7 protein-coding genes are annotated in these 13,982 nt (G+C 63.7%); 1 reads left to right on the forward strand and 6 read right to left on the reverse strand.

The window, feature by feature from the left end; all coding sequences use genetic code 11:
* Positions 1 to 253: 253 nt before the first annotated feature.
* From mdoH to pip, 4 genes are all read right to left on the reverse strand, one after another.
* On the reverse strand, positions 254 to 2,827 hold the full coding sequence (mdoH, locus tag A4C63_RS06705; protein ID WP_063912019.1) for a glucans biosynthesis glucosyltransferase MdoH: 2,574 nt from the start codon (positions 2,825 to 2,827) through the stop codon (positions 254 to 256).
* Positions 2,820 to 4,472: a glucan biosynthesis protein G gene (locus tag A4C63_RS06710; RefSeq protein ID WP_063912020.1), complete on the reverse strand. Its 1,653-nt coding sequence runs from the start codon at positions 4,470 to 4,472 to the stop codon at positions 2,820 to 2,822. Before A4C63_RS06710 ends, mdoH begins: the two co-directional genes overlap by 8 nt.
* A gap of 323 nt (positions 4,473 to 4,795) precedes the next feature.
* Complete coding sequence (gene dtd, locus A4C63_RS06715; RefSeq protein WP_013974555.1) at positions 4,796 to 5,233, reverse strand: D-aminoacyl-tRNA deacylase; 438 nt, start codon at positions 5,231 to 5,233, stop codon at positions 4,796 to 4,798.
* Entirely contained in the window at positions 5,230 to 6,201 is a 972-nt protein-coding gene (gene pip / locus A4C63_RS06720) for a prolyl aminopeptidase (protein WP_063912021.1), read from the reverse strand. Before pip ends, dtd begins: the two co-directional genes overlap by 4 nt.
* A 170-nt stretch (positions 6,202 to 6,371) precedes the next feature.
* Between pip and A4C63_RS06725 the strand changes: the two genes are divergently transcribed.
* Complete coding sequence (locus tag A4C63_RS06725; protein WP_256202902.1) at positions 6,372 to 11,900, forward strand: dermonecrotic toxin domain-containing protein; 5,529 nt, start codon at positions 6,372 to 6,374, stop codon at positions 11,898 to 11,900.
* A gap of 59 nt (positions 11,901 to 11,959) precedes the next feature.
* On the opposite strand, the gene hutG is transcribed toward A4C63_RS06725, so the two are convergent.
* Together hutG and hutI are read right to left on the reverse strand one after the other, a co-directional pair.
* Positions 11,960 to 12,763, reverse strand: coding sequence for an N-formylglutamate deformylase (gene hutG, locus A4C63_RS06730; RefSeq protein WP_063912022.1), 804 nt, complete (start codon positions 12,761 to 12,763; stop codon positions 11,960 to 11,962).
* A gap of 10 nt (positions 12,764 to 12,773) precedes the next feature.
* Positions 12,774 to 13,979, reverse strand: a complete 1,206-nt coding sequence (gene hutI, locus A4C63_RS06735) for an imidazolonepropionase (protein WP_063912023.1) — start codon at positions 13,977 to 13,979, stop codon at positions 12,774 to 12,776.
* Positions 13,980 to 13,982 lie beyond the last annotated feature (3 nt).

Raw genomic sequence — 13,982 nt, forward strand, 5'->3', positions numbered from 1 at the left:
CATCACCAAGTCCCCTAGCAAGAAAAGTAGCGAATCTTATTGTTGGCATGGCCGTGGCGGCCGATGCGTCATATCGGAGAGGGATGCTAACGCATGGCGGCTCGGGGACCTAGAGCCGGGGGGGACTTTGTTGGCCAAAATCGGTGGGAGCCCTGAAAAGCTTCGCGGGCACGCCCGCTCCCACAGGTACAGCGCATGCCTCAAAGGCTGTGAAGTACCCTGTGGGAGCGGGCGTGCCCGCGAAAAGGCCCGATCAGGCGCCGACGAGTGCCGGTTGGCCTTCATTCTCCGGGTGCAGCGGCAACAGCGGCGAATGCGGGTCGTTCTTGATCGATGCACGCCACACGTTGATCCACGCCGCATTGTGCTCGGCCCAGACCTGCTCGTGCAGGCGGGTCAGCGCCACCGGATCGCTGAGCAGGGCCAGGCGGGTATTGAGGTCCAGGCCTTGCGGCCCGACTTCCATCGCCTTGGCCACCCGCTCGACGCGCAGTGCCTCGATCGGTGCCGCCTGGCCATGACGGGCAGTGGCCATGGCACAGGCCAGGGCGTTCTGCCGCGGGTCGACCACGGCCCGCACGAAGCCGTCATGCAGGGCATGCCAGCGGTTTTCGTGGGTGTACCGGTCGGTGGCCAGCAGCTCTTGCGGGGTGGCGTATTCCTCGGGGATGAGGAACAGCTTCTCGTCCTTGGCCGCCAGGCCCAGGCGGGTGCGGCTGGAGATCACCGAAACCGGGATCGACAGCACCAGCGAACCGACGATTGGCGCCAGCCACCACAGGAAGCTCGGGTTCAGCCAGGCCACCAGCGCCGCCCAGGCAATGCCCAGCAGGGTCTGCGGGCCATGGCGGCGCACCGCTTCGCTCCACGGCGTGGAGTCGTCGTCACGCTGCGGCGAATTCCAGGTCGCGGCCCAGCCGAGGAACGCAGCCAGCACGAAGCGGGTGTGGAAGATCATGCGCACCGGTGCCAGCAGCATGGAGAACAGCATCTCCATCAACATCGACAGGGTGACCTTGATGCGCCCGCCAAACTCGGTCGCGCCCTTGGCCCAGATCAGGATGACGCTGAGCAGCTTGGGCAGGAACAGCAGCACGATGGTGGTGGAGAACAGCGCTACGGCCTTCTCCGGGTGCCACTGCGGCCACAGCGGGTAGAGCTGGTACGGCTCGATGAAGTACTGCGGCTCCATCAGCGTGTTGGTCGCCAGCAGCGCGGTCGACAGCACCAGGAACAGGAACCACAGCGGTGCCGACAGGTACGACATCACCCCGGTGAGGAACACCGCACGGTGTACCGGGTGCATGCCCTTGACCAGGAACAGGCGGAAGTTCATCAGGTTGCCGTGGCACCAGCGGCGGTCGCGCTTGAGCTCGTCGAGCAGGTTCGGCGGCAGTTCTTCGTAGCTGCCCGGCAGGTCGTAGGCAATCCACACGCCCCAGCCGGCACGGCGCATCAGCGCGGCTTCGACGAAGTCGTGGGAGAGGATTGCACCGGCGAACGCACCCTTGCCCGGCAACGGCGCCAGGGCGCAGTGCTCGATGAACGGCTTCATGCGGATGATCGCATTGTGGCCCCAGTAGTGCGACTCACCCAGTTGCCAGAAGTGCAGGCCGGCGGTGAACAGCGGGCCGTACACGCGGGTGGCGAACTGCTGCAGACGCGCATACAGGGTGTCCATGCCCGAGGCTTTCGGCCCGGTCTGGATGATGCCGGCGTCCGGGTTGGCCTCCATCAGGCGCACCAGGCTGCTCAGGCACTCGCCGCTCATGACGCTGTCGGCGTCGAGTACGACCATGTACTTGTACTCGCCGCCCCAACGACGGCAGAAATCGTCGAGGTTGCCGCTCTTGCGCTTCACCCGGCGCCGACGGCGGCGGTAGAAGATGCGGCCAAAGCCTTTGGTTTCGCGGCACACGTCCAGCCAGGCCTGTTGCTCGGCCACGGCGATGTCGGTGTCGTTGGTGTCGCTGAGCACGAAGAAGTCGAAGCGGTCGAGGTTGCCGCTGGCAGCCACCGACTCGAACGTTGCGCGCAGGCCGGCGAACACGCGTGGCACGTCTTCGTTGCAGATCGGCATCACCAGCGCGGTACGCGCCTCGGGCGCGATCGGCTCGTTGCCTGCGCTGCTACCGGAAATCTTGTACTTGTCACGCCCGGTGAGCAGTTCGAGGAAGCCCATCAGCGCGGTCCAGAAGCCCGCCGATACCCAGCAAAACAGAATGCCGAAGAGGATCAGGATGGACGTCTGCAGGGCATACGGCCATACCTGCACCACAGTGTCCCACAGCGGCTGGTTGACGATTTCGTCAAAGTCCACGAACGACCAGCCCTGGTAAGGCAGGATGCCCTTCATGTACCAGCCGGCGACGATGGTCTGGCCGATCATCAGCGCCAGCAGGATGTAACGGCGGATCGAGCCGACCGTACGCCAGCGGGCCGGCGGCAGCTCGCGTTTGGGCGGCTGCGGCGCGTTGGTGCGGCCGGTCATGCGCCGCCACATGCGGATCAGCACGTTGGTGCGCCATGGCTCGGGCACGACCTTGGTGCGCTTGATCGGCGGGGCGATCTTCAGGCACAGGCGGCCGCTGCCGTCGACGCCAAGCATTTCGGCGTCTTCCAGCTCGGCGGCGCTGCCTACGGTCAGGCGCGGGCCCACCGAGGCCTGCACGGCCTCGGCAGAGCTGGCGGCCGGGTTGGCCGCCAGGCGTTGGTGCAGCTCACTGAATGACGTGCAGCTGGCGAGTTCCGCCCGTTGCTCGTCGCTCAGTGGTAGGTGGGCCAGGTACTCGCGAAGCGATTCCGGCCTTGCGCTTGAGTTACTCATCGGCAGGCAACTGATAGCTCCAGGTCTCGGTCAGCACCTTCTCGGTGGTGGCCGGGGTCCCGTTGGTGGGCGCCGCATCGGCGGCAGGTTGTTCGGCCTTGGCAGCTTTCTCGGCCTTGGCTTGCTTGGCTGCAGCCTTGTCCTGCTTGGCAGGCTTGGCGGCTTCGACCGGCACGTCACGCACCAGCGCGGCACGCATTTCGGTCGATTTGTTGGCTTCCTTGACCTTCAAACGCAGGGTCAGGCGCCAGCCCTTGGTCTCAGGGTTATAGCGCAGGTTGTTCTCGACCACCTCGGCGTTGTCGCCCACGCTGATCTGGCTGCGCACGGCGGTGTCTTCCGGCAGGGCGGCCAGTGCCGGGCCGGCGAAGTCGACCAGGAAGGCCACGCTGCCGTCTGGCTGGCGGATCAGGTTGGACTGCTTGACGTCGCCGGTGGAACGGAGGGTCTGCTTGACCCAGCCCAGCTCGGAGGCCTGGAACTTCGGCTCGTCGATGGTCCAGTGCAGGCGGTAGGCGTACTCGAATGGCTTGCCTGGCTCAGGCAGCTTTTCCGGGCTCCAGAAGGCCACGATGTTGTCGTTGGTCTCGTCGGCAGTCGGGATTTCGACCAGGTCGACGGTGCCCTTGCCCCAGTCACCCTTCGGCTCGATCCAGGCGCTCGGGCGCTTCTGGTAGTTGTCGTCGAGGTCTTCGTAGTCGCTGAAGGCGCGCTGGCGCTGCATCAGGCCGAAACCACGCGGGTTCTCGACGCTGAAGTTGCTCACGGCCAGATGTTTCGGGTTGTTCAGCGGGCGCCACAGCCACTCGCCGTTGCCGGCATGGATCGACAGACCTTCGGAGTCGTGCAGGGCCGGGCGGTAGTTGAGGACCTTGGACGGCTGGTTGGGGCCGAACAGGTACATGCTGGTCAGCGGGGCGATGCCCAGGCGGCTGACATGATCACGCAGGAACACGCGGGACTGCACGTCGACCACGGTGTCGTTGCCCGGGCGCAGGGTCAACTTGTAGGCGCCGGTGGAACGCGGCGAGTCCAGCAGGGCGTAGATCACCAGTTGCTTGTCGGCCGGCTTGGGCTTCTCGACCCAGAACTCGGTGAAGCGCGGGAACTCCTCGCCCGACGGCAGCGCGGTGTCGATGGCCAGGCCACGGGCCGACAGGCCATATACATGGCCCTTGCCGACCACACGGAAGTAGCTGGCGCCAAGCAGAGTCATGATCTCGTCCTGCTTGTCGGCCTTGTTGATCGGGTACAGCACGCGGAAACCGGCGTAACCCAGGTTCTTGGTGGTTTCCGGGTCGTGGGGCACGTCACCGAACTCGAAACGGCTCGGGTCGTACTTGATTTCTTCGACCTTGGTGGCGGTAACCTGGTTGATCTTCACCGGGGTGTCGAAGTGCATGCCCTGGTGATAGAACGACAGTTTGAACGGGGTCTTGTCCTTGGCCCACTCGGCCTTTTCCTGCAGGAAATGAATTTTCTGATAGTCCGCGAACTTCATGTCGCGGAATACTGCAGGCAGGTTGCTTTTCGGTGCGTCGTACTTCTGGCCGGCCAGATCCTTTGCCTTGGCTGCAACATCGTCAAGATTGAATGCCCACAGCTGGCCCGCGCTCATCAGGCCGACCAGTGCCACACTGGCCATCAGGGCCTTGCGCAGCCCGGTTCCGGGGATTCTTGATGCTTTTTGGGGACTAACAATCACGAGCAACCCTCGCCGAAAACAGATCATGAAACCAACGGCCAGCGACAAATGCCGGGTTGGCGAGCACTGTTCGGACCCCGTGAGGGCGTAATGATTCCCCAAACGGATCCAGACAATACTCGAGTCAGAGTGAAACGAACCTGCGAACGCAGGTCCATGCAGCGCGCGATTATCCAGCAGGTCGCGTGACAACGCATCAGGCTGGAACAACTATTTATCGTACAAAACCCCTTGTTTTCTTGTGAACAAGGGGTTTTTTGCCCTCAGATTTGTAACATAAATGTTACGGGGCCATCATTGACCAGATGCACCTGCATGTCTGCGCCGAATTGCCCGCTTGCCACGTCGGCGTGCCGAGCCTTGGCTTGCTGCAAAAGATAGTCGAACAACTCGGCGCCGAGGGCCGGTGGCGCTGCCGTCGAGAAGCTCGGGCGCATGCCGTTGCGGGTGTCTGCCGCTAGGGTGAACTGCGACACCAGCAACAAACCACCCCCGACATCCTTGAGCGACAGGTTCATCTTGCCCTGCTCGTCACTGAACACCCGGTAGTTCAACAGCTTGTGCAGCAGCTTGTCGGCCTGCTCACGGGAATCTTCAGGCTCGACGGCCACCAGCACCAGCAAACCCTGGTCAATGGCACCCACTACCTCCCCCGCTACTTCCACCCGTGCGCCGCGCACACGCTGCAACAGGCCCCTCATGCTTCTTCCAGGGGCAGATCAAGCAAGCGCCGGGCCATCTGGTCGGCGGCACGCACCAGGGCATCAGTGATGCCCGGCTCGGAAGCCGCGTGGCCAGCATCACGGATCACCTTCAGCTCGCTGTTCGGCCAGGCCTGGTGCAGCGCCCAGGCGTTGTCCAGCGGGCAAATCACATCATAGCGGCCATGCACGATCACCGCCGGCAGATGGGCGATTTTCGGCAGGTCGCGGATCAGCTGGTCCGGCTCGAGGAAGGCATTGTTCATGAAGTAGTGGCATTCGATACGGGCGATCGACAGCGCGCGCTGCGGCTCGGAGAAGCGATCGACCACCAGCGGGTTGGGGCGCAAGGTGGCAGTACGGCCCTCCCAGGTGGACCAGGCCTTGGCCGCGTGCATCTGGGCGATCTGGTCGTTGCCAGTCAGGCGCTTGTGGAAAGCCGATACCAGGTCACCGCGTTCTTCCGGCGGGATCGGCGCGATGTAGTCCTGCCAGTAGTCGGGGAACAGGCGGCTGGCACCTTCCTGATAGAACCACTGGATTTCCTGGGGCCTGCACAGGAAGATGCCGCGCAGGATCAGGCCATGCACCCGCTCGGGGTGGGTCTGGGCGTAGGCCAGGGCCAGGGTGGAGCCCCACGAACCACCGAACAGCACCCACTTGTCGATGCCCAGGTGCTCGCGGATGCGTTCAAGGTCGTCGACCAGGTGCCAGGTTGTGTTGTTCTCCAGGCTAGCGTGCGGCGTGGAGCGGCCACAACCGCGCTGGTCGAAGGTGATGATGCGGTACAGCGTGGGGTCGAAGTAGCAGCGGCTCTGGGCGTCGCAGCCGGCGCCAGGGCCACCGTGGATGAACACCACCGGCAGACCTTCTGGCGAACCGCTTTCGTCGACATACAGCACATGCGGCGCTTCCACGGCCAGATCGTGCCGGGCGTAGGGTTTGATCTGCGGGTACAGGGTCTGCATTGCGCACTCCGTGTGAGGATTATTCAGCCGTGGGCCATCATAAACCTGAATTGCGCTTTGAGCACTGCCCGCGCTGATGCCGCCGCTCCCGAAGGGCACATATATCTACCTCCCGCAGCCTGGACAGGCCAGCGATAGTCCCTTGCCCCAGATCAAGCAAGGGCCTCGCCATGCCAACTGCAGTCACTGCCGTGCCTAGCGTTCATTACGCCACCATCGAGCGCAAAATCCCCACCTGGCTCAAGCAGGCTCCGCCAGAAACCCACCGCGCGATGCGCAACTGGCTTCAAAACCCTGCCTGGCTGGCAACGGCACTCCAGCAACAACCGGAAGTCGCCAAGGCATGGCAGGAGGAGCATGCACGCCACCGCGAACACCAGGCGCAGGTGCACCAGCTGTTCAAACAGCTTCCAACCCTGGAAACCTACGCCACCCAAGCACTCACCGAAGCCATCAAGCAGCAATTCGGGCTTGACCTGGATGTGCGCAACACCTTCCTCGTCGATGCCCGCCTGATCGAAACGGACAATGCCATCGACAGCCGCCAGGCCGTCGACCGGGCGACACGCTCGCTGCTGCATTGCGCCTTGCACAACTTCGACCTGGCCGCCACCACTGAACATGGCATGGACGCGCCCGCTAGCCTGCTGAAGAAGTCGATCATCGTCGATCATCGGCGCTTCATGGGTACCGTGCCGATCATCAATGCACTGGATATCGCCGCCGAAGACTTCGCCAACTTGTGTCGCGCGCTGGATATCGGCGGCAAGTACCATGAGCGGGTACACGCCATCTACTATCCGGCGGCCACGCCGCCGCTCAGCGCCGATGAAACCGCACTGGCCGTTTATGAAACCCTGGGGCGTGCCGAGGTCTCGGCATTCCGGCAATCCCTGCATTTCGCCCGCCTCAAGGGCGACATCAGCGAAACGCTATATACCGCCGCTCTTGCCGCGCCACTTGACCAGGCGCCATCGCCCTCCTCACCGATTACCTTCAGCTTGCTCGACTTGTGGGAAGCCGAACTGACCGGGGTTGTGCTCATCACCCTGCAAGCCGCAGGGCATCAGGCCGTGGCCCTGTATATTCCTGAAGACAGCACGACGCCCCTCAAGGAGTTCACCAGCCAGCAAGCCTTGCACGACGAATTGCGCGACAGGCTCCAGGCCGATATCGGCTACCTGGACAGGCACCTCGCCGACCGCGACAAGGCGTCCATAATCACCCGCCTCAAGGACCGGCTCACCCCCCTCGCCTGGAATGTCCGCGGCATGCATGAACGTGTTCCGGACCCGCACGCCACCCTGTACCCGGTCAAAAGGCCTTTCAGCCACGCATTCCAGGGCGTGATGGCCTTCCAGAAGGCCCAGCGTCATGAGAAGGATGTGCTGTTCCACGCCACTCCGACCGAAATCGTCGACCGGCGCACCGCACAAGCCCACCGGGAACTGATTGCCGGCCGCGTACTGACGGGCCTGAACATCGCCGGCTTCTTTGTGCCGGGGCTGGGCGAGGCGATGCTTGCCGTGTGCCTGGCCCAGCTGGCCCATGAGGTATATGACGGTATCGAAGCCTGGGAGAACGACGAGCGTGATACGGCCTATGGCTACCTGGTCGATGTGATCGAAAACGTGGCGATCATGGCCGCCCTCGGCGCGGCAGCCAAAGCATTGGGAGGTTCACGGGGCGGCGAAGCCGAGACGGCGCTGGAAGGGCCGCAAATAGAGGAGCCAGCGGATGAGGAGCCAGAGCTGGCACGTATTCCTGTGGAAACACCTTCCTTCATCGAAGAACTGGAAGACGTGGAAACATCCGATGGCCAGACGCGACTGTGGAAACCCGACCTCACGCCCTACCAGAGCACAGAGACGCTGCCCGACGACCTGGTACCGGACGAACTGGGCCTACGGCATCACCAAGGGAGACGCTGGCTGGTATTACAGGGCAATCAGTACATCGTCACCCAAGCGCCAAGGACCGGTGAGTACCGCCTGCAACACCCGGCAAATCCTCGCCGGTACCAACCGCCAGTACGGCACAACGGTGCCGGAGCATGGTTGCACGTAACGGACAAGCCACTGAGTTGGTCGGGCACGGCACTATTGCGCCGTATCGGCCACTTGAGCGCGCACTTCGACGAGCCGACACTGCAACGGATTGTCGCCGTCAGCGGCGTACACGAAGACGAGCTGCGCCGGGCCTTGGCCGAAGGCCAGCGGCTGCCGGCCTTGCTGGAAGACACCCTGCAACGCTTCAAGCTGGACGAAACGATCCGCCAACTGCCGGATGCCAGCACTCGCCCAGCTGAGTTTTCCAAGGCCTACGCCAGCCTTCCGCTCAGCCTGACGCCGGGCGCCGAGGCCATACAGCGGGTGTACCCGAAACTGCCGGCAGCAGTCGCCAACGAGCTGGCGCGCGGCGCCAGTGCCGACGAGCTGCAAATGCTCGACAACGGCAAGGTACCACTGCGCCTTGGCGAGGAGGCCCGCGTCTACCAGCAACAAATCCGCCTTGCCCGCGCCCGTGAAGGGCTGTACCTGTCCAGCGTGCCAAACTGGGACAGCGACCGGTTGATCATGCACACGCTCGAACGCCTGCCAGGCTGGCCCATAGAAACCAAGCTCCGGCTGCTCCAGCGAGTGTCCTGGCCGACCCAGGACAATGCCATAGGCCCGCTGGACGACCACCCGTACAAGACCATCACCCATGCCCGGGCAGGGTACATCGTCCACGATCAAAACCTGTCGAGTGCGGTGGTCACAACCCACCCAAGCCTTTACGCCGCCTTGTACGAGGCACTGCCAGCGGCCATGGCACAAATGGATGTCGCCGCCCCGCAAGCGCTGCAGCGCCTTTTACAGGAAAGCCCGTTGCTGCCTCGCCCGGCCCTGAGGGAGCTGCTGGGCATGCAGCCCGTACGCCCTGGCTATCGTTCCCCCATGCGCCTGGCCGATGGCCGCCTGGGCTACCCGCTCAGTGGCGGCGGCCCGGCCACGCAAGGCATCACCCGCCAGCGCCTGCTCGAAGCTGTCGAAGCCACAGGGCTCGCTGCACGTACCGGCCGCTCAGCGGACCAGGTGCTGCTGGCACTTGCCGGCCACGGCCGTACACAGCAGCAGATATTCGAACATTTGCAGACACTGCTGGAGCAGCGCAACGAGCTGCAAAGCAGGCTGGACGACTGGAGCGAAGCCATTTCGCCGGCAACCGACCAGGCAGCACACGACTACGACAGCCTGCGTGACTCGATCATGCAACATTGGTACGACACTGCGCTGGACGAAAGCACCGGTCCTGGCACCGAGCTGCGTATCGCCCGCGTCCCGCTGGCCGACATCCCCCTGACCTTGCCCGATTTTTTCAACACACGGGTGCGCAGCCTGAGCCTGATCGACCTGCCTTCAGGAACCCTGGCTGGCTGGGCGCAAAACGAGCGCCTGCTACAACGCCTGCTCAGGCAGATGCCGCAGATCGAGTCGCTGGAAATCAGCCGGCCGTTCGACCCCAGGGCAGCGCCCTCGTCCTTCCTGTTCTGCATTCCCACCATCACCGAACACTTGCCAGGGTTGCAACGGCTGGTGATCACCAACCAGAACATGGCGCTTTCCGAAAGTGACCTGAACCTGCTGGCAGGGCTTCGCCAATTGAGATACCTGGACCTGAGTGGTAACCGACTGGCGCAGGGCAACAGGCCAAGCTTCCATGAACTGACCCTGGACTACCTGGGCCTGGACCAGATGCAGCTGGCCCAATGGCCAATCGGGATTGGCAGCGATGCACTGGCGCGCATTGCCCATCTGTCGTTGCGCCATAACAACCTCAGGTCGTTGCCCTCGTTCCTGCTTCATGAGACAGACACGCTGACAACCCCACCGGTGATCTCGCTGGAAGGCAACAGCATCAATGAATCCCACCTGCAGCGCTTGCTGCTGAATGAGCGCATCGACACGTCGGGTATCACCACAGACCAGCCCGCAGCACTTTCCGAACAGCTCGCACGCATTCGCGATGAGCGACAACAGATGCGCGAAGCGATCGATGGCTGGGCCCAGGCATCCAGCTCGAGCAACCCATTGACCCAGGCCGCGCTGGCAGACAGGCAGCGCATCGAGTCGGCGATCAGTCAATTCTGGGAGCAACAGGAGCAGGGCCAGTCATACCTTCGATTGCAACTCGAGGAGGTGGCCATCGAGCACTTCCCCAGGCGGCTTCCACCGTTCTTCGGTGCGCGCGTGCGTGCACTTGGCCTGACGCGGTTACGGGGCAGCGCCTCGCAGCTCGATGAACTGCTCAGGCGGTTCCCTAACATCACCCGACTGACCATCGATGAGCATCAGGCCGCCACCCCCGCGCTGGCATCGGCCCTGGCTCGCCTTCCCCAACTCACTTACCTGGAGTTTCGCAACATGGGGCTGGAAGTCAACCAGGCCATGCTGGATATCTTCGCAGGGCTGCCACACCTGACCTCGCTGGACCTGTCAGGCAACCGTGTGGGCAGCATCGAGCGGGTACCCGCATCACTGTCCAGCAGCCTGCAGTCACTCGCACTGACCAACATGAACCTGCAAGCCTGGCCTAGCTGGTGTGACAGCTTGCTGCCGCTGGAGCTGCTGGACCTGAGCTCGAACAACATTACCCAGTTGCCCGAGCACATCCTCTCGAACCTGAACAATCCCATGCCGATCTCGTCGATCGCCCTGTTCGACAACCCGCTGCCGCTTGAAACCATCCTGCGGGTACGCGCGTTCTCGGACAGCAGCCAGCACAGCTATTCCTTTGCCCTGGATATTCCTGGCAACCTGATGTCCGTCGATTCTTCGAGCGAAGGGTCACTCGACCACCCCCACTTCCCCCTGCTGGGGGACGATACGCCCAGGCTGGAAGACTGGATGCTGGGCAGCGCGGCGCAGAACGAGGCGTTGCAGGACTGCTGGGAGCAGCTCGAAGGCAGTGATCTGTTGCGTCTGGTGGGCCGCTTGCACAATGCCGCCCCATACGTTGACCCGAATACGCGAACCACCTTCTGCGAACGGGTACGCATGATGCTGGTAGTGGCTGCAAGCAACGAATCCGAACGACCGATCATGGAGAGCATCGCCGCAGCAGCATTGCCAGACCCGGAAACCGGCTCGCAGACCTGCCACGATGGCGCACTGCAGGAGTTCAACAACATTGAACTGTACCTGATGAGCCAGCGCCTGTTGATCGACGCCGGCGATACCCTGCAAGCACTGCATCGTCGCCTGTTGCAGCTATTCCGGATCGAGCAGCTGGAGTTACTGGCCAACCAACGGACTGGCTCGGGTGACCGGGTCTCGGTGCGCCTGGCCTACCGCCGCGAACTGGCCAAGGAACTGGACCTGCCGATCGCCGACAGCATGCGTTTTCGAGGTGCTGCGAACCTGGCGCGCGATGAGCTATCCAGCGTGCTGGAAAAGGTCCGGAAAAGTGAACTGAGCGATGCACTGGTCGGCTACATGCTGGCGAATACGGATTGGACCATGCGTCTGCGAACCGAATATGCCGACCGCTTCGCCGAAATAGAGGCCCGCTTCCGCCTGCGAGTGCTTGAGCTGGCCGGCAAGGATCACCCGCTTCAGGACGAACTGAACCTGCAGCAAGGCCTGCAAGACGACAAGGATCAGGAAGAGCAGGAGCTACTGCGCGAACTGACCATCGCGCAGATCAACAACAACTGACCCATGGTGACTGGCGACGCGCATGGCCAACAGCGCGTCGCCGTTTTCACCGGCGAACGTCACCGCCCATACCGCTCCGTGCCCCACGCCAGCAGCGCCTGCAGCAGCTGCCCCAATACCTGCTGAGTCGGCTGAGCCAGGTCTTCGCGGTAGGCGAACGGTTCGCTTTCTTCCATGTAGGTGCTCTGCGCCAGCTCAAGCTGCACCGCGTGGATGTGGTTGGCCGGATCGCCGTAATGCCGGGTGATATGCCCGCCCTTGAAGCGGCCATTGAGCACATGGCTGTAACCTGGCGCCTCGGCGCACACTCCCTGCAGCCGCTCAGCCAGTTCCGGATCGCAACTGGCGCCGTTGAAAGTGCCCAGGTTGAAGTCCGGCAGCTTGCCGTCGAACAGGTGCGGGATGTGCGAACGGATCGAATGGGCATCCCACAGCAGCGCATAACCAAACTGCTCACGCAAGCGGTCCAGCTCGCGACGAAGGGTGTCGTGATAAGGGCGCCAGATCTGCTCCAGATAGCCTTTACGTTCTTCGCCGGACGGCGCCAGCCCGTCCCTGAACAGCGGTTCGCCTTCGAACAACGTGGCCGGGTACAGGCCAGTGGTGGCACCGGCGTACAGCGGCTTGTCGTCATCCGGGCGGTTCAGGTCGATGACGAAGCGCGAATACTCCGCTGCCACCACACTGGCGCCCATCTCGCGGGCAAAGTCATACAGCCGTGGAATATGCCAGTCGGTATCCGGCAGGCTGCGCGCCTGCTCGACCAGGCCGTCTCGTACAGCCGGCGACAGTTTCAGGCCGGCATGGGGCATGCTGATCAGCAGCGGCAGGCGGCCCTGGTGAAAACTCAGTACCTTGTCCATCGTGCCTCACTCAGTTGGAAATCTCGCGGCCCTTGCGCACCACGCGCTTGGGCAGGTCGCCGCCCAGCCAATAGGCCAGGTCGGCGGGGCGTTCGATCTGCCAGGCGACGAAGTCGGCGACCTTGCCCACTTCCAGCGAGCCATGGCTGTCGCCCAGGCCCAGCGCCGTGGCCGCGTGCACCGTGACACCGGCCAAGGCTTCTTCCGGGGTCATGCGGAAGCAGGTGCAGCCCATGTTCAGCATCAGCCGCAGCGACAGCCCTGGCGAGGTGCCAGGGTTGAGGTCGCTGGCCAGGGCAATCTTCACCCCGTGGCGGCGCAGCGCGTCCATCGGCGGTAACTGGGTTTCGCGCAGGAAGTAGAACGCGCCCGGCAGCAGCACGGCGACCGTGCCGGCTTTTGCCATGGCAATGGCGTCGTCCTCGGTCATGAACTCCAGGTGGTCGGCCGACAGCGCCTGGTAGCGCGCCGCCAGGCTGGAACCGTGCAACGACGACAACTGTTCGGCATGCAGCTTGACCGGCAGGCCCAGCTCGCGCGCCTTGATGAACAGCCGCTCGACCTGGGCCGGGGAGAACGCCAGGTGTTCGCAGAAGGCATCCACTGCGTCCACCAGGCCCTCGGCGGCCAGGGCCGGTAGCATTTCGTCGCAGATGTGCGCGATGTAGTCGTCAGCCCGGCCGGCGTACTCCGGCGGCAAGGCGTGGGCGGCCAGGCAGGTTGCACGCACCGCCAACGGCAATTCGTCGGCCAGGCGCCGGGCCACACGCAGCATCTTGCGCTCGTTGGCCAGGTCCAGGCCGTAGCCGGACTTGACCTCGATGGTGGTCACGCCGTCACGCATCAGCGCCTGGACCCGCTGGCGAGCACTGGCGAACAACTCGTCCTCGCTGGCCGCGCGGGTGGCCCGCACGGTACTGGCGATGCCACCGCCCTGTGCGGCGATTTCGGCATAGCTCACACCCTGCAGGCGCTGTTCGAACTCACCGCTGCGGTTGCCACCGAACACCGCGTGGGTGTGGCAGTCGATCAGCCCCGGGGTGACCCAGGCGCCGCCCAGGTCCACCGTATGCTCGGCCTCGACCGACGCAAGCTCGGTGCGTGGGCCGATCCACTCGATCAGCCCGGCATTGGTGACGATGGCCGCGTCCTCGATGGCCGAGTAACGGCCCTCGGCCATGGTCGCAACATGGCAGTGCTGCCAGACGGTTCTCATACC

Source organism: Pseudomonas sp. p21 (assembly GCF_001642705.1).
In the GTDB taxonomy this organism is placed as follows: domain Bacteria; phylum Pseudomonadota; class Gammaproteobacteria; order Pseudomonadales; family Pseudomonadaceae; genus Aquipseudomonas.